23 protein-coding genes are annotated in these 21,621 nt (G+C 65.6%); 9 read left to right on the top strand and 14 right to left on the bottom strand.

Going from position 1 to position 21,621, the window contains the following annotated elements; all coding sequences use genetic code 11:
* Positions 1-288: 288 nt before the first annotated feature.
* Complete coding sequence (locus WC729_RS24940; protein WP_372857157.1) at positions 289-1,674, bottom strand: RNB domain-containing ribonuclease; 1,386 nt, start codon at positions 1,672-1,674, stop codon at positions 289-291.
* Between the two features lie 154 nt (positions 1,675-1,828).
* Here WC729_RS24940 and WC729_RS24935 point away from each other — a divergent pair, with 154 nt between their 5' ends.
* Together WC729_RS24935 and WC729_RS24930 are read left to right on the top strand one after the other, a co-directional pair.
* Positions 1,829-2,026 carry a hypothetical protein gene (locus WC729_RS24935; RefSeq protein ID WP_372857156.1) on the top strand — a complete coding sequence of 66 codons (198 nt, stop codon included), beginning with the start codon at positions 1,829-1,831 and terminating at the stop codon, positions 2,024-2,026.
* Between the two features lie 161 nt (positions 2,027-2,187).
* Complete coding sequence (locus tag WC729_RS24930; protein ID WP_372857155.1) at positions 2,188-3,414, top strand: epoxide hydrolase family protein; 1,227 nt, start codon at positions 2,188-2,190, stop codon at positions 3,412-3,414.
* Between the two features lie 36 nt (positions 3,415-3,450).
* Here the strand turns inward: WC729_RS24930 and WC729_RS24925 are convergent, their stop codons facing one another.
* Both WC729_RS24925 and WC729_RS24920 read right to left on the bottom strand, forming a co-directional pair.
* Positions 3,451-4,287: an FRG domain-containing protein gene (locus tag WC729_RS24925; RefSeq protein ID WP_372857154.1), complete on the bottom strand. Its 837-nt coding sequence runs from the start codon at positions 4,285-4,287 to the stop codon at positions 3,451-3,453.
* Between the two features lie 26 nt (positions 4,288-4,313).
* Positions 4,314-4,964, bottom strand: a complete 651-nt coding sequence (locus WC729_RS24920) for an FMN-dependent NADH-azoreductase (protein WP_372857153.1) — start codon at positions 4,962-4,964, stop codon at positions 4,314-4,316.
* 85 nt (positions 4,965-5,049) lie between these two features.
* On the opposite strand from WC729_RS24920, the gene WC729_RS24915 reads away from it, so the two are divergent.
* The 3 genes from WC729_RS24915 (at position 5,050) to WC729_RS24905 (ending at position 7,410) form a co-directional block, all read left to right on the top strand.
* Positions 5,050-6,471 carry a PLP-dependent aminotransferase family protein gene (locus WC729_RS24915; protein ID WP_372857152.1) on the top strand — a complete coding sequence of 474 codons (1,422 nt, stop codon included), beginning with the start codon at positions 5,050-5,052 and terminating at the stop codon, positions 6,469-6,471.
* A 96-nt stretch (positions 6,472-6,567) separates the two neighbouring features.
* Positions 6,568-7,017, top strand: coding sequence for a carboxymuconolactone decarboxylase family protein (locus tag WC729_RS24910; RefSeq protein WP_372857151.1), 450 nt, complete (start codon positions 6,568-6,570; stop codon positions 7,015-7,017).
* A 72-nt stretch (positions 7,018-7,089) separates the two neighbouring features.
* Positions 7,090-7,410, top strand: coding sequence for a multidrug efflux SMR transporter (locus tag WC729_RS24905; protein WP_372857150.1), 321 nt, complete (start codon positions 7,090-7,092; stop codon positions 7,408-7,410).
* 3 nt (positions 7,411-7,413) lie between these two features.
* On the opposite strand, the gene WC729_RS24900 is transcribed toward WC729_RS24905, so the two are convergent.
* Positions 7,414-8,310 carry an AraC family transcriptional regulator gene (locus WC729_RS24900; RefSeq protein ID WP_372857149.1) on the bottom strand — a complete coding sequence of 299 codons (897 nt, stop codon included), beginning with the start codon at positions 8,308-8,310 and terminating at the stop codon, positions 7,414-7,416.
* Between the two features lie 89 nt (positions 8,311-8,399).
* Here WC729_RS24900 and WC729_RS24895 point away from each other — a divergent pair, with 89 nt between their 5' ends.
* The gene (locus WC729_RS24895; protein WP_372857148.1) at positions 8,400-9,221 is read left to right on the top strand and encodes an SDR family oxidoreductase; all 822 of its coding nucleotides are present in this window, start codon (positions 8,400-8,402) and stop codon (positions 9,219-9,221) included.
* Positions 9,222-9,227: 6 nt separating this feature from the next.
* Here the strand turns inward: WC729_RS24895 and WC729_RS24890 are convergent, their stop codons facing one another.
* The 5 genes from WC729_RS24890 to WC729_RS24870 form a co-directional block, all read right to left on the bottom strand.
* Positions 9,228-10,637, bottom strand: coding sequence for a lipocalin-like domain-containing protein (locus WC729_RS24890; RefSeq protein WP_372857147.1), 1,410 nt, complete (start codon positions 10,635-10,637; stop codon positions 9,228-9,230).
* A 103-nt stretch (positions 10,638-10,740) separates the two neighbouring features.
* Positions 10,741-11,526 (bottom strand): hypothetical protein, encoded by a 786-nt coding sequence (locus tag WC729_RS24885; RefSeq protein WP_372857146.1) that lies wholly within the window; start codon positions 11,524-11,526, stop codon positions 10,741-10,743.
* Between the two features lie 92 nt (positions 11,527-11,618).
* Complete coding sequence (locus tag WC729_RS24880) at positions 11,619-13,085, bottom strand: S41 family peptidase (protein WP_372857145.1); 1,467 nt, start codon at positions 13,083-13,085, stop codon at positions 11,619-11,621.
* 69 nt (positions 13,086-13,154) lie between these two features.
* Positions 13,155-13,841 (bottom strand): lysozyme inhibitor LprI family protein, encoded by a 687-nt coding sequence (locus tag WC729_RS24875; protein ID WP_372857144.1) that lies wholly within the window; start codon positions 13,839-13,841, stop codon positions 13,155-13,157.
* A gap of 240 nt (positions 13,842-14,081) precedes the next feature.
* Positions 14,082-14,837 (bottom strand): competence/damage-inducible protein A, encoded by a 756-nt coding sequence (locus WC729_RS24870; RefSeq protein ID WP_372857143.1) that lies wholly within the window; start codon positions 14,835-14,837, stop codon positions 14,082-14,084.
* 64 nt (positions 14,838-14,901) lie between these two features.
* On the opposite strand from WC729_RS24870, the gene map reads away from it, so the two are divergent.
* A complete protein-coding gene (map, locus tag WC729_RS24865; protein ID WP_372857142.1) occupies positions 14,902-15,729 on the top strand; it encodes a type I methionyl aminopeptidase in 828 nt (275 codons plus the stop codon).
* On the opposite strand, the gene WC729_RS24860 is transcribed toward map, so the two are convergent.
* From WC729_RS24860 to WC729_RS24840, 5 genes are all read right to left on the bottom strand, one after another.
* Positions 15,720-16,256 (bottom strand): helix-turn-helix domain-containing protein, encoded by a 537-nt coding sequence (locus tag WC729_RS24860; protein WP_372857141.1) that lies wholly within the window; start codon positions 16,254-16,256, stop codon positions 15,720-15,722. The genes map and WC729_RS24860 overlap by 10 nt on opposite strands.
* Positions 16,257-16,633: 377 nt before the next feature.
* Complete coding sequence (locus tag WC729_RS24855; protein WP_372857140.1) at positions 16,634-17,326, bottom strand: hypothetical protein; 693 nt, start codon at positions 17,324-17,326, stop codon at positions 16,634-16,636.
* A gap of 72 nt (positions 17,327-17,398) precedes the next feature.
* Entirely contained in the window at positions 17,399-18,055 is a 657-nt protein-coding gene (locus tag WC729_RS24850; RefSeq protein WP_372857139.1) for a hypothetical protein, read from the bottom strand.
* Between the two features lie 177 nt (positions 18,056-18,232).
* Positions 18,233-18,538, bottom strand: coding sequence for a helix-turn-helix domain-containing protein (locus WC729_RS24845; protein WP_372857138.1), 306 nt, complete (start codon positions 18,536-18,538; stop codon positions 18,233-18,235).
* Positions 18,539-19,026: 488 nt separating this feature from the next.
* The gene (locus WC729_RS24840; protein WP_372857137.1) at positions 19,027-20,232 is read right to left on the bottom strand and encodes a TCR/Tet family MFS transporter; all 1,206 of its coding nucleotides are present in this window, start codon (positions 20,230-20,232) and stop codon (positions 19,027-19,029) included.
* A gap of 91 nt (positions 20,233-20,323) precedes the next feature.
* On the opposite strand from WC729_RS24840, the gene WC729_RS24835 reads away from it, so the two are divergent.
* A complete protein-coding gene (locus WC729_RS24835) occupies positions 20,324-20,863 on the top strand; it encodes an RNA 2'-phosphotransferase (protein WP_372857136.1) in 540 nt (179 codons plus the stop codon).
* Between the two features lie 345 nt (positions 20,864-21,208).
* Entirely contained in the window at positions 21,209-21,547 is a 339-nt protein-coding gene (locus tag WC729_RS24830) for a P-II family nitrogen regulator (protein ID WP_332718811.1), read from the top strand.
* Positions 21,548-21,621 lie beyond the last annotated feature (74 nt).

Genomic DNA, 21,621 nt, shown 5'->3' with positions numbered 1-21,621 from the left:
ATTCGGCGAATTATGAGAATCGATAGAATATGACCTGAACGGTATTTGGTCGTGCCGATAGTGCGGCGTTGCCGGCATTTGCGACCTCCCTGCAGCGTGAAGGAGCAGGCTAGGGCAGATGATGCGGAGTTAGAATCGAGCCCTAAGCTTCTCACCTTCCCCGGCGAAGGCCGGGGCCCAGGTGGGAAAGATCAGTTGGCTGGCGTCGCGCACTGTTACTTGAGCCTTCCCCCTTGGGCCCCGGCCTTCGCCGGGGAAGCTAAGGGGTAAAAAGGTGAAGGGGGCGGCTCATCCCACCCGTTCGAAGCTGATGGTCCTTTTGTCCGGATCCGCCGCAACCAGCTTCACGCGCAGCGCATCGCCGGGCGCGACATGGTGAGCGGTGATGCGCGCCACCACGGGCAGGTCGCGTAGCTGCATGCGCGCGCCGCGATCGTCGAGATCGGTGACCACTGCCGGGAAGACTTCGCCCTCGCGGCCGCGCAGCATGATCGCCTCGGCCATGTCGATCACCGCACGGTCGATCTGGCCGCTCAGGGAATCGGCACGGGCCATGACCGCGGGGAGCTGCGTGAAAGCCGCCGTCACGACCTCGGGCACCGGCTGGCCATTGGCGATCGCGAGCGTCGCGCGGACGACATAGCGGTCGGCGAGGCGACGGAGCGGGGCGGTCGCATGCGTATAGGTTGCGGCCATCGCGGCGTGCCAGGGGATGATACCTTCGCGATAGGGCACGTACGACGCCCCCTCGCCTGCGCGGCGGATCGCCAGCATGAAGGCGGCCTGTTTCGCATCCTTCGCATCGAGCGTACGACCGAACTGGTCGAGCGTCGCGGCCTCCGGCCAGTTGAGGCCGAAGGCGCGCGCGGTGAGGCGCAGGCGTTTGATCGCTCCCTCGTTCGGCTCGGCCATGACGCGGAACAGGCCGGTCTTGTGGGCCTGGAGCGCGTCGGCGATGGCGAGGTTGGTGGCGAGCGACATGGCCGCGTTGCGCACTTCCGATTCGAGCACCGGACGGAACAGCAGCTTGAACCGCCCCTCGCCGATCGCATCGACTTCCTGCTCGGGCGGGTCGACGCGGGCGGCCCCGCGCCGGTCCTCGGCGGCCTGGATGCGGCGGGCCAGTTCGTCGAAATCGGCGGGCAGATCGGCCGCCGACACGCTGTCATAGGCCAGCTTCGCCTTGCTGCGGATGACCGCGCGCTCGGCGCCGTCGAGATGCACCGCGCCGTCGGGCGCGACGCGCACGGTAAAGATCACCGCAGGCCGGGGGCCGCCCGGCAACAGGCTGGCGGCACCTTCGGCCAGGATCGGCGGATAGAGCCCGGCCTTGCCGTCGGGCAGATATTGCGTGGCGCCGCGATGCCATGCCTCGGCGTCAAGCGCGTCGCCGTCATCGACGAACCAGGCGACGTCGGCGATGGCATAATGGAGCAGCAGATCGGCGCCGCTGCGATCGATGCAAAAGGCCTGGTCGAGATCGGTCGAGCTGGCGGGATCGAGCGTGACGAAAGGCCGGTCGGTGCGATCGACATGCTCGGTCGGCGCGCGTTTCGCAGCAGCCTCCGCGGCGGCGAGCACGGCCGGGGGGAAGGAGTCGGGCACCTGGAACTGGGTGCGGATCGCGGCAAGGCCGGCGGCCAGCGCGTTATCGGGATCGGCGAGTGCCTTCATCAGGAAGCGCGGTACACGGTGGCGGCGACGCGGGGAAGACGGCACCGGTACGAGCAAGCCGTCGAATTGATGACATATTCAATGGCGACCGCGCTATAGGGGCCGCCTGGCTGGGCGGTACCGCACGGTTGGCGGCGAAGCCTTGGAGGCGATCTTGCGACCCCAGCTCATCATCGACAATTCGTTTCACCGATGGGCAGTCATCAATTTCATGCGCGCGATTACCGCATCGACGCTGACCGAAGACACCCCGCCGGAGATGCTGGCGATGATCGCCGTGCTCGACGACACACCGGCCAACACACCCTCCTGCCCGCCGACCACGCCGCAGAATGCGGTGGGATTCGCCTGAGAATCGCAATCGGCCAGCCAGGAGCGCGGGCGCCTCAGGCTCGCATCGTCTAACAGCGGATCACAGCTTCCAACTGGGTTTCCGCCCATCGCGCGAGCATTCCGAAATGCGACATGAGGGGCCGCACGCTGCGCCTCGCCACTGTCCGCCGGAGAGCCGCCATGCCCCAATTCTCCCCGCAGATGTCCGGCGATGCGCCGATCCGTCCCTTCCGTATCGATGTGCCCGAAGCGCAGCTCGTCGCGTTGCGGCGGCGGATCGGCGCCACGCAATGGCCGGACAGGGAAACCGTCGAGGATTCGTCGCAGGGCGTGCCGCTCGCCATGCTTCAGGCGCTCGCGCGGCACTGGGCAACCGATTATGACTGGCGCACGGTCGAAGCGCGGCTGAATGCCCTTCCGCAGTTCGTCACCGAGGTCGACGGGCTCGACGTGCATTTCATCCATGTCCGCTCGCCGCACGCGAACGCGCTGCCGCTCCTCGTCTCGCACGGGTGGCCCGGCTCGATCGTCGAGCAGCTCGGGATCGTCGGCCGGCTCACCAAGCCCGAGGCGCATGGCGCCAGCGCATCGGATGCGTTCGACGTGGTGATCCCCTCAATGCCGGGCTACGGATTCTCGGGAAAGCCGACCAGCCCGGGATGGGACCCCGAACGCATCGCGCGAGCATGGGCAGAGCTGATGCGCCGCCTCGGCTATACCCGTTATGTCGCGCAAGGGGGCGACTGGGGCTCGTTCGTCATGGATCAGATGGGGTTGCTGTCGCCGCCGGGATTGCTCGGCATCCATACCAACCTGCCCTCCACGGTTCCCGCCGATGCCTATGCGGCGCTGCTGGCCGGCGCTCCGCCGCCGCCGGGCCTGTCGGACGAGGAACAGCGTGCCTATGGGCAGCTCGAACGCGCCTTCGGGGAGATCCATTATGCCCGCTACATGGCGGCGCGTCCGCAGACCCTGTACGGAATCGCCGACTCCCCCGTCGGCCTGGCGGCGTGGCTGCTCGACCATTGGCTCGTCGACCATGCCGACGGCGAACCGACAGCGATCGCCTTGGCGTTGGACCGGGCCACCAGTGCAACCGGCGAGCTGACGCGCGACGATATCCTGGACGACGTCACGCTGTATTGGCTGACCAACACCGGGGTGTCGGCGGCCCGCCTCTACCGGGAGTATAAAGGCGGCTTCTTCAACGCCAAAGGCGTTTCGATTCCGGTCGCGGTGAGTGTCTTTCCCCGCGAGCTTTATCAGGCGCCTCGTAGTTGGACCGAGCGGGCCTATCCCGGTCTCATCCACTATAACCGGGTCGGCAAGGGTGGGCATTTCGCGGCCTGGGAGCAGCCGGCGCTCTTCTCGCAGGAGATTCGTGCCGCGTTTCGATCGCTGCGCTGACGGAAGGTGCGCGCCGGCATTGCGTCGACAGGCGTGCTACCGCTCCCCAATGGCGGCTTTGACCGCCTCCGCGAGGGCGCACATCGGATCCTCCGTCAGGCCGGGGTAAAGGGCGCTCGCCCCCACGCGCGGGAAGCTCCCGCCCTCGTCCCAGAACCGCGCCGGCTCGAAGCAGAATTTAGCGACAAGGCGGCGCCCGAAATCCATCTCGCCCTGGGAATAGAGGAGCTTCTGTTCGACGCTCGCAATGTCCGGATATTCCCCGAGCAGATAACCTTGCTGGATGTGCGGGCGGACAGCGGCCGGCGGGCAAACGCTCGCCAGGCACACGATCTGGAGACCGGCCTCGGCACTGGCGGTGACCGCGCCGCTGACATGGGGGATGCCGAGGACAAAAAGATAAGCACGCTCCCCCGCCTTGTGGGAAGCGAAGGAGGCGGCAATCCGCAGCGATTGGGTGACGTCGAGGAGCGGCGTCGGGCAGATCTCGTAATGCTGCAGGATCGCCCAGCGCAGGATGCGCTGCCGCTCGAGCCGCTCGCGGCCGAGCAGGTCGCGACGGCGATATTCCGCGACCAGTGCCTGTTCGGCCAGGAGGAGCGTTTCGAAGCGGTGCTCGATGGTGCGTTCCGATGCCGTCCCGGCCGGATCGGCGGTGCGCAGGAGCGAGGATTTGAGCGAGCTATGACCCGAGCGGTTCCGATAGTCTCCGTGCTGCCCGCGGAACATGAAGACGAAGTCGCGGTTGCGGAACTGGAGTTCCGCGACCTTGGTCGCCAGCTCCATGAAGCTGTCCACGCGGCAAGCTTCACCCTTGCGGATATCGTCGCAGGACGCAGCGGTCACGCCGTCCGACCCTGGCGAGAAGGTCATGATCCTCTGGCTCCCGATGACCTCCATCACCCGGCCTCCCCGACGGCGCTCGGCAAGTCCGGGGTCGCCATCGCGGAGAAATGATCGTGCAACGCCTGATCGGCCCTGGCCCTGCTGTCCGCCAGGCTGTCCGGACCCGATGCCGTCCCCTGGACGGAGAAGAAGGTCACATCCTGCAGCCCGATCATGCCGAGGATCGTCTTCAGATAGGGTGTCAGGAAATCGGGCTGACGTGCGCGATCCCCGGAGAATCTCCCGCCCGACGACACCGCGACGAAGACGGGGCGATCACGCAGCGCGGGTCTTTTCCCCGCCGGGGTCACGTTGAAGGTCCAGCGGACGCGGGCGATATGATCGATCCATGCCTTCAGCGCGGACGGCACGGTATAGTTGTGCATGGGGGTTCCGATGACCACGACATCGGCGCCGACCAGTTCCTCGATCAGCGCAGCGGAGCGGGCCATGGAACCGCCCTCGCCGGGCGCATCGACGAGCGATTGCTGGGAGATCGCATATGCCTCGTCGACATGGGGAATGTCGCAGCCGCCGAGCATGCGATCCACGACGATCGCCGCCGGTTCCTGCAGCAGCAGGCAGTCGACGACCCTTCGGGAGAGCCGGTAGCTCTCCGCGGCACGCCCGCGGGGGCTGGCGCTGATATGCAGGATCTTCTTCATGTCGCGGTTCCAATGTCGTTCGAGCCTTGTATGGAAACCGCATGGCTCGCGCCCAAGAGCCATGAATGCTAGATCGGACTGGGCCATGATCATGTCGACGCCGCGCACCCTTGCCCCGCTTGATCCGAGTGCGGCGGAGCCTTTCTATCGGCAGATCTACGACCGGGTGCGCGGTGCCATTGCGAGCGGGGTGCTGAAACCGGGCGACCGCATTCCCTCGGCGCGAGCACTGGCCGTCGAGCTGGGCCTGGCACGGGGCACGGTGGAGACCGCCTACTCGCTGCTCTCCGCCGAGGGCTATATCGAAGCGCGCGGCCAGGCCGGGACCGTGGTGACGCCGGGCCTGACGCCGCGAACGCCCGTGCCGGGCCCGATACCCCGATCCGGCAGCGACATACCCGCCACCGGTTTCCGGCCGGAATCGATCCTGCCGTTCCAGATGGGCCTGCCCGCTCTCGATGCGTTTCCGCGCAAGATCTGGGCGCGGCTGGGCGCGCGTTGCGTGCGGGCGCTGCAGCCGTCGGGCATGGCGCATCCGCCCGTCTACGGCACGCCGATGCTGCGCGCGGAGATCGCCGCCTATCTCCAGGTGTCGCGTGGGATCAATTGCTCGCCGTCGCAGATTTTCGTCACCTCAGGCTATCGCCAAACGCTGGAATTGATCGGCCATGCCCTGTTGGAGGCGGGGGACCGTGTGTGGGTCGAGGATCCCGGCTTCCCACCGACACGGGAGCTGCTGGGGCATATGGATATCGCGACCGTGTCGGTACCGGTGGATCGCGAGGGTCTGGTCGTCACCCGCGGGATCGACCTGGCGCTGCGGGCCCGCGCGGCAGTGGTCACGCCGGCGCATCAGAGCCCGCTCGGCGTGTCGCTGTCGCTGCCCCGGCGGCTGGAGTTGCTCGACTGGGCGGCAGAGCAGAATGCCTGGATCATCGAGGACGATTATGACGGCGAGTATCGCTATGTCAGCCGTCCCCTGCCCGCGCTGAAGAGCCTCGATCGCGACGGGCGCGTGCTTTACGCAGGCACGTTCAGCAAGGTGCTGTTTCCCGCCATTCGGCTCGCTTATCTCGTCGTGCCCGAAGCGCAGGTCGAGCGGTTCGAGCAGATCGTCCAGGCCTTTGCGGGGGGTAGCCCCGAGCTGACCCAGGCGATCGTGACTGCCTTCATCCGGGAAGGGCATTTCGCGCGCCATATCCAGCGCATGCGGAAACTCTATGCCGAGCGCCGGGACGCGACGGCGACGGGCCTGACAAGCGTTCTGGGCGACCATATGCGTATCGATTCGCAGCCGGGCGGCATGCATCTGGTCTTGCGATTGAAGGACGGCCGGTCCGATCGAGCGTTGGTCGCGCGCATGCTGGAGGCCGGCCTGTACGGGGAAGCATTGACCGACTGGACGACGGAGCGGGAGGCGCCATCGGCGCTGTTGCTCAACTTCACCAATGTCGATTCCCGCGCGACCGCGGAGAAGCTGGGCAAGCGAATCCTCGAGCTGATGTGACCGGATCATGGCCCAATCGATAAGCTTGTTCTTGGTTCTCCCGATATAGGCCAAGATGCCCGACATGAAGCCCGTCAACTTCGATGGGAATTCATCATGAGCACACGTATCGACTATGCCAAGGCGTCGCCCGAAGGCTTCAAGGCCTTTCTGGGCGTTTATGCCGCCGTCCAGAAATCCGGCCTGCCGAAAGAGCTGATCGACCTCGTTTATCTCCGGGTGTCGCACATAAACGGCTGCGCCTATTGCGTCGACATGCACAGCCGGGACCTGCTCAAGGGCGGGCTCGCGGTGGACAAGCTCGTGCTGGTGCCGGTGTGGCACGAGGCCGGCGCGCTGTTCAGCAGCCGCGAGCGCGCCGCGCTCGCCTGGGCGGAGACGGTGACCAGGGTGGCCGAAACCGGCGTGCCGGATGCCGATTATGACGCCGCTGCCGCCGAGTTCAGCGACAAGGAACTGGCCGACCTGACCTATGCGATCGGTTTGATGAACGCCTTCAACCGGTTCGGCATCGCGTTCCGTTCCACGCCTGCCGCTGCGGTCTGACACAATCAGAGAAAGCGAGTGCTGCGCCTCGACGCGGGCACTCGCTCTCGCTCCTCCACGGAAATTTCCCTTATGGCATGGCTCCTGCTCGGCATCGCCGGCATCCTCGAAATCGCCTTCGCACTTTGCATGAAGGCCTCGGACGGCTTCACGCGGTGGGTGCCCGGCCTGTTCACCGTCGCGGCCGGCCTGGCGAGCGTCGTACTGCTCTCGATGGCGCTGCGCAGCTTGCCGGTCGGCACCGGCTATGCGGTGTGGACCGGTATCGGAGCGGCGGGCACCGCAGTGCTGGGGATGGTGCTGCTCGGCGACCCCGCGTCGCCGCCAAGGATTTTCTGCATCCTGCTCATCCTGGCAGGCGTTATCGGGCTCAAGCTGGTCACGACAGGTTGAGGGTCACTGCGCCCGCGCGAAGGCGCCCGGCGAGCAGCCGACATGACGGCGAAACGCAGTGCTGAAGGCGCTGGCGGATTCGTAGCCGATCTCCTCCGCGAGGCGATCGAGCGACTGTCGACCGCGGCTGAGCGCGTCGCGCGCCAGGGCCATGCGCCAGCGCGCGAGATATTCGATCGGCGCGCAGCCGAGCGTGCCGGCAAAGCGGGCGGCAAAGGCGGAACGCGACATGCCGGCGCGTTTGGCGAGTTCCGCCACGGTCCAGCCGGTCCGGACATCGGCGTGGATCGCACGCAGGCTTCCTGCGAGCGCCGCGTCGCGCATGCCGGCGAGCAGGCCCGCCGGCAGCGCCTGATCGCCGATGCTGCGCCAGCGCAGGCACTCGACCAGCATGACCTCGAGCAGCCGCTCCAGGATCATGTCCCGGCCGGGGCGGTCGACAGCGGTCTCCTCGACGATCAGCTCGATGATGCGCGAGAGGCGGCCGGTGTCGCCATCGGCCGCGCGGATATGGATCATCTCCGGCAACAGCGCGAGCAGCAGCGGTGCGTTGACCGAATCGATCCGGAAGGCGCCGCCGAGCATCTCGACGTCGGCGTTCCCCTCCTGCTCGCCGTGCCGCACCGGGCTGTCGGTCGGATCGCGATCGACGCAGGCCGCGCCTGGGCGGCTGGACAGCGTGAAAGCGGGGGTGGCGGGCAGCAGCACGAAATCGCCCTGTTCAAGCAATACCGGTTCCGCGCCGTCGAGCGCGAGCCAGCTTTGTCCGGCGAGGACGATGGCGAAGCCGGGCTGGCCATAAGCCGCGTAGCGCACGCCCCACTCCCCGCGCCCGCTGATCGGCTTGGACAAGGCGGCATGCGGCCGGAGCAGGGCGATAACGTCGCTGAGTGGGTCCATCTGGACGATCCATAATGAATTTTGGATGTTGGATTATAGATCGTCTGCGCCGCCTGTCTATGATGCTCGCAACAAACAGGAGCATCGACATGACCCAGACCGTCCTCATCACCGGCACATCGTCAGGCTATGGCAAGGCGATCGCCGAGCATTTCCTCACACGCGGCTGGAACGTGATCGCGACGATGCGACGCCCCGATCCCGGCGTGTTCGCCCCGTCGGATCGGCTGAAGATCGTGGCGCTCGACGTCACCGATGGCGCGAGCATCGACCGGGCGATCGCCGAGGGCGTCGCAGCTTTCGGGGCGATCGACGTGCTGGTGAACAATGCCGGGATCGGCCTGGCGTCGATCGTCGAGGCAACGCCCGACGCGGTGGTGCGCGAGCTGTTCGAGACGAACACGTTCGGCGTGTTCGCCACCTGCCGCGCGATCATCCCCCAGATGCGCCGGCAGGGTGGCGGCGCGATCGTCAACGTCACGTCGAGCACGACGATCGGGATCATGCCTTTGGTCGCCGTCTATGCCGCGAGCAAATGCGCGGTCGAGGGCTTCACTGAATCGCTGGCCTACGAGCTGGACGGGTTCGGCATCAGGGCCAGGCTGGTCGAGCCGGGCTATGCGCCGACGACCAACTTCACCGCCAATGGTGGCCCGCGCATGGAGGGGCTGATCCCGGCCGACTATATGCCGTTCGCCCAGGCCTGTTTCGCGAAGATGGGAAATTATCCGACCGCCTATTGCACCGAGGCAGAGGTGGCCGAAGCCTGCTTCGCGGCGGCAACGGAGGATGGCGGCACAATCCGCTATCCGGCCGGCGCGGACAGCCGCATGCTTGCCGAGCTGCGGTGGCCGACCGAGGACGCGTATCTCGAGCGGATGCGGGACATGTTCGCCCCGCAGCCTTGCTGAGAGCAGCTATTGTTCCGATGCCAGCTTGGCGCAGGCGGGGTCGGTCAGCACCGGCTCGATCCCGAGGAACTGGAACGCCCGCGCGATATATTGCTCGGGCGGCTCGTAATCGACGCTCTCGCAATAGCCGCTGCCGGTGGTCACGGTGCAGGCGCCGGTCTGGCTGGTATTCGGCGCGCGGTTAAGCACGGAAACGGTCACCGGCGTTTCCCCTTCGACCTTCAGATTGCCGGTGGTGAAGCTGCCATCCGGATAGGTCGGCCCGGGCACGATCACGACATCGACCAGGCCGCCGCCATAGACGTCGGTCGCCTCGTAGCGCCAGGCAGTGGGCAGCTGGACATTCTCCAGGCCGGCGAGGAAGCGATCGAGATAGAGCCGTCCCTGGATGAAGATCTTCTCCCAGCCCGCCGGCGTACGCTTCAGATAGAAGCCGTAGCTGAAAGGGACTTCCGTGCGTACGGCGCCGACCTGGAAACCGGCGCCCGTGAAGACGTCGCCATTGGCGAGGTTGAACTGGCACCAGGACCAGCCGTTCAATTGCTGCATCGGCGCCCAGCCGGGCGAGGGCGGCGGCGGGAGCGGCGGGAAGGGCGGCGGCGGCGAGGCGGGCTGGTACATCATCAGCTGGTGGTCGATCCAGCCGGTGCCGCTGACGGCATAGCTGGTGCCCTCCACCACGATCGTGCCGCTGACCGCGAGTTGCGGCCAGCTGTAATAGAGGCCAGCCTTGGGCGCAGGGGTGATGCCATTCTCGCCCTGAAGGAAGAAGGCCGCCTCACCCGAGAGATCGGACGTCATGGTCAGCTGGATGTTGAGATTGTCGCCGTCATCGACGTAGACGGCGAGCGGCAGCACGTCCTGCGACCCGTCGCTCGGGCCGATCAGTGAATCCGGCCCGCATCGATACGTGAAGGGGTTGGTGCCGAACACGACGTCGCCGCCGAGCGCCGCCCATTGGACATTGGGATTGCGCCGGACAATCTTTGACACCTGCCGGGTGGACAACGTCACCGTGGCAGTCGAATCGACGACCTGCGCCTGCGTGTCGGTCCAGCCGGCCTGGGCCTGGACCGCGTTGGTGACGGTCCGGTTGCGGGCGATCACGACGAGGACGGCGATCTGGTCCTGCCCATCGCTGCCATCGACGGTCAGGTTGGCGCTGAGCCAATACCATTCGTCGCCCATGTCGAGATGGAGCGCGTGATCGGCCGGGAAGGACATGGAGGTGGGCGGCGGATTGGCGCCGTAGCTCGCGCCATTGCCGAGCAGCGCGGTGATCACCGCAGCCTGGGTCGCGCCGCTGACATTGACTGCCGGCTCGATCAGCCAGTCATAGACGGCGGGTCGCCAGTCCTGCGGGATCGATCCGATCGAGAGGCCCATCGCCTCGCCGGGGGTCATGATGATGTCCATGGTCGATCCTCTCCGCATCGAGCCCGTAAGGGTAGCGGATCACCAGGGGGGCCCGGCAAGTCGAGATGCCGCCAAATGGCCGGTTATGACGGATCCGGTTCAATCAGGGCTGATCCGGCGGCGACCGGTCTTCCTTCCTTTCCTTGCTGAAGGTGATGCGGATGCGCACCCAGGAGCCGATCAGCGGCTTGCCGCCAATGCGCGGCGGGCGGAGGAGGAATTGCCAGGAAGCGAGGCGCATCGCGCGAGCCAGACCCGAGCCGACCGGCGATTCGCCAAGCGGACGACAATTGTCGACATGATAGGCCTCCACCATCCTGCACGCGATCTCCGCCCAACTGCCACGCGGGGCGCCGCTTTTCGGAATATAGGTGGAGAGTTCCGCATCGGTCGGCTCGCGATACCATTCAACGTCGTACAGCCGCTCGCCGCCCGGCCCCTCGCCCGGGCCATAGGCCGAGCCGCTGTCCTTGCCGGCGCCGGTCTCGCCGGCACCAGGCGCATCGTTGCCGCGGGTGGTGGGGATCTTCGAGATGTCGGCCGCGTGGAACAGGTCGCCCTCGTTCAGCCATGGATTGACCGGGGTCGCCTCGGGCGCAGCCTGGGGAGTCGGCGACGGAGGTGCCGGCGAGGCGCCGCCAGCCGCCTGCTTCTTGCGCGTGACGGCGCGCGGGCTGGGGTTCTTCTTCGCCTCCAGATTGGGCTCGGGCGACAGGCTGAAGATCTTCTGCTTCTCCTTCGGGATCGGCGGCGGCAGGTGCGGCGAGAGCGTGAGCAGGCCGATCACGACCAGTATCTCGAGCGCGAGCGCGAGCAGGAAGGAAGTCGTACGGCTGCGGATCGAGGCGCGCCGCCGGTTCGGCACTTCGTGGTCGGATGCCGATTCCATCGGCGGGACGCCTAGACGCGACGACGGCGCGCCGCAACGACCCGGCGGTGAGATGACATTCTTTTAATGGCGCGGCCCGCAACGGGGCCGCGTCAGAACAGCCCGGGGACCTCGCGCTGCGGCGTGCTCGGCCGATCGGGCGTCAGCAGTTCGCGCGGCGCAGCCGGGAAAGCCGTGGTGGTGCTTGATGCCGACCGGGCCGATTGGGACTGCGGCGCGCTCGCCGTGATGACCGAGCAGCTACGTCCGGCGAGGAAGTCGAGCGCCGAGCGAGTCGATGCCTCGAGCGGATCGCCGAGCTGATGGGTGATGTCGTCGTTCGCCTGGCAGCTCGCCTCCATGAAGGGCGCAAGGCCGTCGAAATAGGTGCCCTGGCGCGCGCCGTTCTGAGTCGCGAAGGCGATCACGCGCAGCCGGTCGTCACAGGCGGCGCGGTCGAGCGCGATCTGACCGACCGGCTTGCCATAGGTGTTGGTGCCGATCAGCGCCGAGCGATTGTGGAAGAAGGGCGTGAAGGCGTTGATCACCAGCTCGCTGGCCGAAGCGGTGCCGCCCGTGCCGATAAAGGCGAGCCGGGTCGGCGAGGCCGATTGCGGCTGGGGCGTGAAAGTGTGGTTCGAGTTCTCGGCCGATTTTTCGGGACGGAAGGTGATATAGTCGAACACCTCCGACGTGGAGCGGTTGCCGCCCAGCAGATCGCCCATCAGCTCCGCGATCGAGATCAGCCCGCCGCCATTGTAGCGGAGATCGACGATGATCTCGGTGATGCCCTGCGCGCGGAAATCGGCAAAGGCAGTGCGCAGCGCCGGATCGGCGGTGTTGATGAAGGTGCGCAGATTGACATAGCCGACCTTGCGCCCGCCATCGTTGATCACCTTTGCGCCGTAGCGCGAGGAGACCGGGGTCAGGGTGAAATCCGCCTTGGCGACGGTCACGTCGCGCGTGCCGCCGGCCGCGTCGTTGACGCGCAGCACCCGGCTGGTGCCGACCGTGTCGGGGCCGAGCGCGCTGGTGACGCCGGCCGTCCCCTCGGCGGCGATGATCGAATTGACCGTGCGGAGATTGGCGACGCTGGTGCCGATCGAGATGATCTCCGTACCGCGGTCGATGCCGGCGGCGAGCGCCGGCGCGCCTTCGAAGGATTCGATGATGAAGATGCGGCGGGCGGCCGTATCGGCGCCCAGGCGGAAGCCGAAGCCGGCGCTCGCGCCCGCATTATAATAGGCGTTCTCTTCAGCGATCGAGGTGAGATAGGTGAAATAGCGATCGCGGCGCTGGCTCCGCGCGGTGGCGGTCAGCGCGTCGATATAGGCATCGACGGTGCCATAGGCCGACGGATTGAGGTTGGTCGGCAGCGTTTCCGGGAAGAGATACCATTCGTTGAGCTGCGCGGCCGCCCAATCCTGGCGCTCGCGGAGCGAGCAGCCGCTGGTCGGGGTCGGCGTGGGCGTGCCGCCACCACCGCCGCCGCCGCCATTCGCGAGCGAGCCGCTGCCGCCGCCGCATCCGGACAGCATCGCGACCAGGCCAAGAATAGCTCCAAAACGGCGATACTTCATCCGACTTCCCCTCTGCTTCCAGACGTTTAGCGGGAAGTTGAAGCGATGTCAGGGCCAAAAGTGAGTGAACTATTGGTTGCCGGCCGCCCAGATATTGTCGGGCGTGTAGCTATCGTCGATCGAATAGCGCTTGTTCGAACAATAACGCTTGCAACCGGCCGAACTCGTTACCGCGATGCGCGTGACATGGCCGGTCTTGTCGCGATCGAAGCCGAAATCGACCGTGCACGCGCCACCGCCGACCCAGCGCGCCTGGGCGAGCGGCGCCTTGTCGGAGAAGGTCGCGATCTGCTCCGCGCCGGCGAGCGCGCAGAGCGATTCGGGTTTGTCGCCTTCCAGGTCGCGCTTGATCGTGAAGCTGAATTGCAGCGGGCCTTCATGGGCGATGTGGAGATAGGCGACGTCGGCGGTCTTGTAGCTCGCCGACCAATCCTCCTCCTTGAACCCTTCGAGGAAGACGCGTTGCTGCGTATAGTCGCGCTCCACATCGGCGGCGCGACAGGTTTTGGCGCAGTGCGTGCGCAGGATCTGCTGCCAGTTGCGCTGTTGCGTGCGGAACGCGACCTTGTCGAACACGATGGCGAGCTTTTCGCGATACGCCTCGGCGACGATGCTATCGAGCAGGGCGAGTTCCTCGTTGCCGCAGATCGTCTTTTCGAGCGGATGCGTCGCCCTGGCGCAACTGAAACTGGGTTGCTGCTGGGGTGCGGGCGCGCCGAACAGGGCGGCTATCAACAGGGGAATCACGTCGATCATCAGGGCCTCCCGGGTTGGCCATGCAATGTTCTACCGTAGAATTATGTCATGCGCGCAACGATCGGGGAAGAAGGTGCTGACCGGATCATGGTTATCGAAACGCGTTGAGCCAAGTTTCGCCATGCCGGACTTGTTCCGGCATCCACAGTTCCGCACTCTCATCGGCGCTTTGGTTTGCGGCACAGCGGGCCCCGGAACAAGTCCGGGGTGACGATGGATCGGACTTGGTCGTCTTCAGCTTCAGATTCCGTCCGCCACCACTGCCCTGCCCTCGGCCTCGAGCCGCGCGGTGAGATCGGCGACGCACGCATCGACCACCGCCTGGTCGGTCGAGCGCACGACGAAATTGGCGCCGGTCTTCCCGTCGCGGAAAAAGGGATAGCTGCCGATCGCGACGCCGGCATAGGCGTGCTCGACCTCGCCGAGCAGGATCGCGACCTCGCTCTCGGCGACCCAGCAGCCGATCGTGCGCGAGATGACCGGCAGGCCACCCTCCAGCGTACCGGTCAGGCCGTCGAGCATGCCTGCGGTGATGTGCGGCACGCCCGCCATCACGAAGATGTTGCCGATGCGGATGCCCGGCGCGCCCGACATGCGGTTCTCGATCAGGTCGGCGCCCTCGGGCACGCGGGCCATACGCTTGCGGGCCTCGGTCAGGCCGCCGCGCTTTTCGTAATAGCGTTCCATGACCGCCAATGCGTCGGGGTGGAAGACGACCGGGACGCCCATCGCCTCGGCAATCGCATCGACGGTGATGTCGTCGTGAGTCGGGCCGATGCCGCCGGTGGTGAAGAGATAATCGTTGCGCGCGCGCAGGGCGTTCACTGCCTCGACGATCGCCGCCGTCACATCCGGCACCACGCGCACCTCGGCGAGGCGGATGCCCTGGACGTTGAGCCAGGCCGCGACCTGCGCGACATTCTTGTCCTGGGTGCGGCCCGAGAGGATCTCGTCGCCGATCACCACCAATGCCGCTGTCCAGATCCTCTCGCTCATGACGTGCGCATAGCCCGGTAACCCCACCCTCGCAAAGTGCGCCGTTGCGCGCTATATCCGCTTCATGACTGATTATGTAACCGTCACCCCGGATGCGCCCGCCGGCCGCACCGGCGCGATCAAGCTCCATGGGCGCGAAGCGTTCGATGGCATGCACAAGGCCGGCCGCCTGGCCGCCGAGACGCTCGACATGGTCGTGCCGCACATGGTGCCCGGCATGGCGACGGCGGACATCGACGACATGATCCGCCAGTTCATCGTCGATCGCGGCGGCGTGCCTGCCACGCTCGGCTATCGCGGCTATACCCATTCGAGCTGCATCTCGATCAACCATGTCGTGTGCCACGGCATCCCGAGCGAGAAGACGCTGAAGGCAGGCGATATCGTCAATGTCGACGTGACCCCGATCCTCGACGGCTGGCACGGCGATTCGAGCCGGATGTATCTGATCGGCGACGTGCCCATCAAAGCGAAGCGGCTGGTCGACGTGACCTATGAATGCCTGATGCTCGGCATCGAGCAGGCGAAGCCCGGCAATCATCTTGGCGACGTGGCGAATGCGATCCAGGTCCACGCCGAAAAGCATCGCTACGGCGTGGTGCGCGATTTCTGCGGGCATGGCCTCGGCCAGCTGTTCCACGACGCGCCCGAGGTGGTGCATGTCGGCCGCCCCGGCACCGGACCCGAGCTGAAGCCGGGCATGATCTTCACGATCGAGCCCATGATCAATATCGGGCGTCCCGACGTGAAGCTGCTCGATGACGGCTGGACCGCGGTGACGCGCGACCGGTCGCTGTCGGCGCAGTTCGAGCATTCGATCGGCATCACCGAAACCGGCTGCGAGATATTCACGACCAGCCCCAAGGGCCTGCACCAGCCGCCCTACGCCTGAAGACCGCGCCGGCCGAGTTCCTCGGCGACTCGGGTTTCGACGCGTTCGGCGAAGCGGATCGCATCCTTCGCCTCCTTTTCGCGCCGGTAGCTTTCCGCGCGGGCCTGGGCCTTTTCGAGCGCTTCGGAGAGGTCGAAGTTCTCCGGCGATCCCTTGACGCTGCCCCATCGTTTCGGCCTGCGGCTGGCGAGCCATTGCCGCGCGGCGCCGACATCCGCCGGGACATGAACGCGGATCGGCACGATCACCGGCTCCTTCGCGCCGCTCGGGTGGAAGATTTTCGTATCGTCATAGTCGTAACCGCAGGCGCGTTCGTACAGGGCGCGCTCGACGCGGTCGTCGGCGAGTTCCTTGCCGGCCTTGAGCGCCTCGGCGAAGTCGTCATGCTCGGCGCGCCAGCGATAGAAAGTGCGCACGCAGACGCCGAGGATGTCGGCGATCTCGCGATCGGTGGCGCCGTTGCGGCAGAGCTTGCGCGCCTGCTCGGCGAAATCGGGGCGATAGGGGCTGGGGCGACCTCTGGACATGGCGCCGGTTTAGCGGGGTGCGGGGGATGGTTGAATCAAGGGGCGCTGCGCGCCACGCCGCAATGAGCGCGTGCGACAAAAATCGGGGCGGATTGCGGGCTCAGGGTGGGAGATTCACGAGGGGAGAGAGCGGCAAATGGGCCGACAGCGGCGGGGAATTTTGTCATGCCTGTCTGGTGGTGGAGGCGAGCAGAAAAGGGGTCAGAGTGAATTATGGGCGCGTGCTGTCGGCGGCGGGTTCGGGGCCGAGAATAAATCACTCTGACCCCTTTTTGCGCGCAAGGGGAAAGCGGCAAAACCGGCGCGCGACGTTGGATTATTTTGGCGGAATCGGTCGGCAACGAGCCTTGCGCAAAATCCGGTTTACTGCTGCCCCCTCACGGAAATCTGGTCACGAGGCGCGAAGGCTCGTTGGTCCCGGGCCTGAGCAGGAGAAGATCCTTGAGACTGGTCCCAGCGTTGGCGACCATCGCCCAGTCGACACCGGTCGGCGACCAGCCTGTCGCAACGTCATAGGCCACCTGCCGTTCGACCCCGTCGGCAAGGGTAACCAGCATCGTCGGCCCAAGGGCATTGACCATGTAGACGCCAGCATCATAGTCGGACGTGGCGAACATCAGGCAGATCGCCTTGATCGGCGTGATCGGCACAAGGGCGCCGGCCAACAAGGTGAACGCGCAGAACGGAACCTGGTCAGCCGCCAGGCCGCAACCAAAGCTTTGGGCGGCCGCGCTGACGATGCCGACGACATCGGGGGCCAGGCCCGCCGTGCTCAGCGTCCAAGCCGACCCGGAGAATGTCACCAATTGACCCGGCTTCACCGCCGATACGCTGTCGGGTTCCACCGCAGCGTTAGGCGCGATCGTGCTGGTCGAGGCGTAAGCTGAAAGCGCGGCCGGGAAATCGACGGGAATGCGGCCCAGATACTGGTCGATGCGTTGCCAGACCAAGGGCACCCCGGTCCGATTGGAACATTGTACCGGCAGGAAGGCGTAGAGGGTAAATCCGCCCTGTTTGAGTTCATCCAATGTCTGGCTCGACAGGGTGATGGTCAGGCTGTGGGATGTCATGATGGTACCATCGATTGCGGGGCAAAATCCGGAGGAGCCATGGCTCCTCCGGATCAGCGGCCACGGATATGGTCAGTCGGTGATCAGCAGCGGCACAAGGTTTGCCTCGGCCGCGACCTGAATCGCCCAGGTCCCGGTGCCCCAGCTCCAGCCCAGGTCGATGTCGAAGGCCACCGGGCGAGTCGGCGCGGCGGTCAGGTCGACCAGCAAGCCGGGGGAGAAGGATTTGTAGATCACCGTGCCGGTGTTCACCGTGTTCGAGGCGAACATGAGCAGCACCTTCTCGATCGGAACGATCTCGTCGAGCGCCATGCCGTGCAGCGGGATGGCGCACATGGCCTTGGCGATGCCGTCCGTCATCTGCGAGATGCCCGCCGTGTAGGGCGTGGTTCCGAGATTGTTGATCGAGATCGCACCTTCGGTACCATCGGAACTCGACGTGATGACGCCGCTCGGGTCGATCTCTGCGGTCTGGCCGAGAGTGATGTCGCAGGAAGTGCTGGCGTCGATCACGCCGTTCGTAATGATGTCGCTGGTCGAGACATAGGCTTGATAGGCCTCCTCCCACAGCACCTTCGTGCCGGTCAGTATTTTGGTCGTCTTGAACCATACCAGGGGGGCGCCGCCCTTCGCGGCGGTCTGCACCACCTTGAAGCCGTAAAGCGCATAACCTTCGTTCTTCAACGTCTCGATGGTCGCCGGCGACATGCTGATGTCGATCTCGTACATAAAATCCTCCGTTCGGGCTGGAAATGGCCGACCGATCCCCAACCGGGCCGGACGGTGGCAAATCCACTTGCCTCCGCGAGAAGAACGATATGCGAGAGCCACGCGCCTGGCGCGTGCACCCTGTTGCGCGGAGCGCAAGCCGGGCCGGTTATTGTTGCGCCAGGCGCGAATTCCCCTTCAGGTCTCGACGACAAGAGTATCCGCCAGAGCGAGAAGCAGGCGGCGCAGGCCGCCCGCCTCGCCCGGCGTGAGATCGGCGAGCGTGCGCCGCACCGGATCGGCGGCGGGAGCGCGGTGGGACTCCATCTCGCCGCGGCCGGTCATCAGCCAGTCAAGCGAGACGTCCAGGGCGTTGCAAAGAGCGATTGCGTTGCGGATGGAAATCGAGTCACTCCGCCGCCAGCGGCTTATCGCGCTGTCGTCGACACCGATCTCCACCGCGAGGGCATAAAGCTTGCCCACGCGGCGCGACCTGAGCGCCATGTCCAGGCGATCCCCCCACTCAACCATTAACCGTCCGTCACATAGATCGGGTCCAACAATGGCTCACGGTAAATAACAATTGTTGTAATTCCTATGGAATACGAAACATACAACGGCTATCTACTACAATTCATATCCATGCATTTTCTACCAAAAATAACCCGGAATACGACCGCATCAAGACCAATTTCAGAGCCGTCTTACAGAATATAGAACAATAGATTGCCCAGATAGTTTTACACTCATGGAATAAGTTTGAAAATGTATAGACGATGCGGCATGCGTACTTCCGTTAAGGCCGGATTAGACTTTAGTTAAATAGTGAAGACCATAGTTAACTGGAACGTCACCAGCCCTTACGAGCAGGCCAGCCATTCAGGATGGACAAATCCTGACACGCATCCTCGCTGATCTTCGATTCGAACCAGTTGAAGGATGTTCGCCAACCCTTCGGGCCGGAGGCCTGAGCGTGATACATCGGCTGCCGATCAAAACTGCCGGCGGATCGTCCAAGCCAGCAACAGCCATGCCGCGATGAGCAGCCCGCTCGCCAACACAAACGGCGCGCCGGGGAAATACACCCCCTTCGCATCGGCGAAATGGCCGAACACCGCCGTCATCACCAGCGGGCCGATGATCGAGGTCAGGCCGATCGTGCTGGCGACCGCGCCCTGCAGCTCGCCCTGCGCATCCTCCTCGATCCGCGAGCTCATCATGCCTTGCATCGCGGGGAAGGCGACGCCGGTCAGCGCGCCGACGAGGATGGCGAGATAGATCATCCAGCCCGACCCGGCGATAGCGAGCAGGAGATAGCTGGGCAGCCCGAAAGCGAGGCTGATCAACGCACTGCGCCGCTCGCCGAAGCGCGCGATGGCATGCCCGGTGACCAGCCCTTGCGCGATCGCGATGGTGATGCCGAAGGTCGCGATCGACAGGCCGATATCGAGCGGCGACCAGTTCAGGCGGGCGATCAGGAAATAGCCCCAGGTCGAGAGCTGCGATTGCGCCGCGAGCTGCATCAGGAAGATCGTCGCGAGGATGCCCAGCACGAACGGGTAGCGCGTCATGCGGATCAGCGTGCCGAACGGGTTGGCGCGCGCCATGGTGAAGGGGCGGCGGCGATCGGGCGGAAGCGTTTCGGTGAAGATGACGTAGCCGATCGCCGCGCCGGTCAACGCCAGCACGCTCGCCGCGATAAAGGGCAGGCGCAGTCCGACGGTGCCGAGCAGGCCGCCGATCGCCGGGCCGAGCACGAAACCCGAGGCCCCTGCCCCGCCGAGCAGCCCGAACAGCCGGCCGCGTTGATCGGGCGGATAGATGTCGGCGATGCAGCTGTTCGCCGCGGCCCAGGTCGCGCCCATCACACCCGAGATCAGCCGCCCGGCGAACAGCCAGGCGAGCGTCGGCGCCCAGGCCATCAACGCATAATCCAGGCCGAGCGCGACGAGCGTGCCGAGCAGCACCGGCCGTCGCCCGAAGCGATCGCTGAGGCCACCCACCAGCGGCGCGAACAGGAACTGCATCGCGGCATAAGCGAACAGCAACTCGCCGCCGATCAGCGCGGCATGCGCGACGTCAGTATGGCCGAGGCTCTCGACCAAAGACGGCAGGATCGGAATGATCAGCCCGATGCCCGCCATGTCGATGAAGACGATGAACGCGATCAGCGGCAGCCGATTGTCGGTTGTGGCCATCATTCCCCCCGGCGCCCGCTCCTAGGCGAGGACCGGGCGCCGCACCAGCCGTTGCGGTCGGGGTTACCGACTATGCTACAATGGAAAAATCATGACGGACGACAAGACCATTTCCAAGACCCTGTCCTTCTGGCTCCGGCATCGGCCGGACGCGGCGGGGCTGACGCTCGAGCCTGCGGGCTGGACCGACACGGACAGCGTGCTCGCGGCGCTGGCCGCCGAAAGGATCGACTGCGACTGGGAGCGCCTGCTCTCCGTGGTCGAGGGCAGCGACAAGCAGCGCTTCGAACTCTCCGCCGACGGCGCGCGCATCCGTGCGCGGCAGGGGCATTCAGTCGAGGTCGAGCTGGGCTGGCCGCAGACCGAGCCGCCCGAGCTGCTCTATCACGGCACGGTCGAGCGGTTCCTCGCGCCGATCCGTGCCGAGGGGCTGAAGCCGATGCGGCGGCACCATGTCCATCTCTCGCCCGATGAGAAGACCGCGACGATCGTCGGCGCGCGCCGGGGCGAAGCGGTGATCCTTACCGTGCGGGCTGGCGCGATGGCGGCGGCGGGGCATGTGTTTTTTCTAACCGGAAATGGGGTGTGGCTGACGGATCATGTGCCGGCGGCATTTTTGAGCGGGCTTTAGGCACTTCCCTTCTCCCCTCGGGAGAAGGTGGCGCGCAGCGCCGGATGAGGGTGACTTGAAGCACGGGTCGCCCTCACCCTCCCATGCTTCGCATGGGCCCCTCCCTCTCCCGATGGGAGAGGGGTAAGTTGCCCCGACAACGCCGGACACTGCCGCAAAATAGGGCAGCAGCTGCCTGCCTGCACGGGCGTTAGGCATCCATTAACCCGCGAATCGGGCAATGCGTCGCAGCGTTCCTCGCTCGCGCGGCTGGCACGCTTGTTGTAAGGGTTGCCGACAGGCAGAGCCGTCCTGTTCGTACGGCGGCTCACACTGGCCAACCATTTACCCGGGGGCGTAACCAACGTGAAGAAGATCGAGGCTATCATCAAGCCGTTCAAGCTGGACGAGGTGAAGGAGGCGCTTCACGAGGTCGGCGTGTCCGGCATCACCGTCACCGAGGCCAAGGGCTTCGGCCGCCAGAAGGGCCATACCGAACTGTACCGCGGCGCGGAATATGTCGTGGATTTCCTGCCCAAGGTGAAGCTCGAGGTGGTCGTCGAGGACGCGCTGGCCGACCGCGTGGTCGAAGCGATCGCCGCCGCCGCGCAGACCGGCCGCATCGGCGACGGCAAGATTTTCGTCATTCCGGTTGAAACCGCGCTCCGTATCCGTACGGGGGAGCGCAACGAAGACGCTATTTGACGCAACGCAGCATATTGTGACAGCAGGGCCCTCCGGGGCGACAACATGATTCCCGATTCTATCGGGCAAACGAC

This window comes from Sphingomonas sp., from assembly GCF_041661825.1.
GTDB lineage: Bacteria > Pseudomonadota > Alphaproteobacteria > Sphingomonadales > Sphingomonadaceae > Sphingomonas.
The sequence above is the reverse complement of the archived record's forward strand: the minus strand, read 5'-3'. Positions and strand labels throughout refer to the sequence as shown.

What these genes read in the sequence shown, in the direction of transcription:
- WC729_RS24940 (WP_372857157.1), bottom strand. Translation starts at nt 1,674, where the DNA reads ATGAAGGCACTCGCCGATCCCGATAACGCGCTGGCCGCCGGCCTTGCC.
- WC729_RS24930 (WP_372857155.1), top strand. Translation starts at nt 2,188, where the DNA reads ATGCCCCAATTCTCCCCGCAGATGTCCGGCGATGCGCCGATCCGTCCC.
- WC729_RS24925 (WP_372857154.1), bottom strand. Translation starts at nt 4,287, where the DNA reads ATGACCTTCTCGCCAGGGTCGGACGGCGTGACCGCTGCGTCCTGCGAC.
- WC729_RS24920 (WP_372857153.1), bottom strand. Translation starts at nt 4,964, where the DNA reads ATGAAGAAGATCCTGCATATCAGCGCCAGCCCCCGCGGGCGTGCCGCG.
- WC729_RS24915 (WP_372857152.1), top strand. Translation starts at nt 5,050, where the DNA reads ATGATCATGTCGACGCCGCGCACCCTTGCCCCGCTTGATCCGAGTGCG.
- WC729_RS24910 (WP_372857151.1), top strand. Translation starts at nt 6,568, where the DNA reads ATGAGCACACGTATCGACTATGCCAAGGCGTCGCCCGAAGGCTTCAAG.
- WC729_RS24905 (WP_372857150.1), top strand. Translation starts at nt 7,090, where the DNA reads ATGGCATGGCTCCTGCTCGGCATCGCCGGCATCCTCGAAATCGCCTTC.
- WC729_RS24900 (WP_372857149.1), bottom strand. Translation starts at nt 8,310, where the DNA reads ATGGACCCACTCAGCGACGTTATCGCCCTGCTCCGGCCGCATGCCGCC.
- WC729_RS24895 (WP_372857148.1), top strand. Translation starts at nt 8,400, where the DNA reads ATGACCCAGACCGTCCTCATCACCGGCACATCGTCAGGCTATGGCAAG.
- WC729_RS24890 (WP_372857147.1), bottom strand. Translation starts at nt 10,637, where the DNA reads ATGGACATCATCATGACCCCCGGCGAGGCGATGGGCCTCTCGATCGGA.
- WC729_RS24885 (WP_372857146.1), bottom strand. Translation starts at nt 11,526, where the DNA reads ATGGAATCGGCATCCGACCACGAAGTGCCGAACCGGCGGCGCGCCTCG.
- WC729_RS24880 (WP_372857145.1), bottom strand. Translation starts at nt 13,085, where the DNA reads ATGAAGTATCGCCGTTTTGGAGCTATTCTTGGCCTGGTCGCGATGCTG.
- WC729_RS24875 (WP_372857144.1), bottom strand. Translation starts at nt 13,841, where the DNA reads ATGATCGACGTGATTCCCCTGTTGATAGCCGCCCTGTTCGGCGCGCCC.
- WC729_RS24870 (WP_372857143.1), bottom strand. Translation starts at nt 14,837, where the DNA reads ATGAGCGAGAGGATCTGGACAGCGGCATTGGTGGTGATCGGCGACGAG.
- map (WP_372857142.1), top strand. Translation starts at nt 14,902, where the DNA reads ATGACTGATTATGTAACCGTCACCCCGGATGCGCCCGCCGGCCGCACC.
- WC729_RS24860 (WP_372857141.1), bottom strand. Translation starts at nt 16,256, where the DNA reads ATGTCCAGAGGTCGCCCCAGCCCCTATCGCCCCGATTTCGCCGAGCAG.
- WC729_RS24855 (WP_372857140.1), bottom strand. Translation starts at nt 17,326, where the DNA reads ATGACATCCCACAGCCTGACCATCACCCTGTCGAGCCAGACATTGGAT.
- WC729_RS24850 (WP_372857139.1), bottom strand. Translation starts at nt 18,055, where the DNA reads ATGTACGAGATCGACATCAGCATGTCGCCGGCGACCATCGAGACGTTG.
- WC729_RS24845 (WP_372857138.1), bottom strand. Translation starts at nt 18,538, where the DNA reads ATGGCGCTCAGGTCGCGCCGCGTGGGCAAGCTTTATGCCCTCGCGGTG.
- WC729_RS24840 (WP_372857137.1), bottom strand. Translation starts at nt 20,232, where the DNA reads ATGGCCACAACCGACAATCGGCTGCCGCTGATCGCGTTCATCGTCTTC.
- WC729_RS24835 (WP_372857136.1), top strand. Translation starts at nt 20,324, where the DNA reads ATGACGGACGACAAGACCATTTCCAAGACCCTGTCCTTCTGGCTCCGG.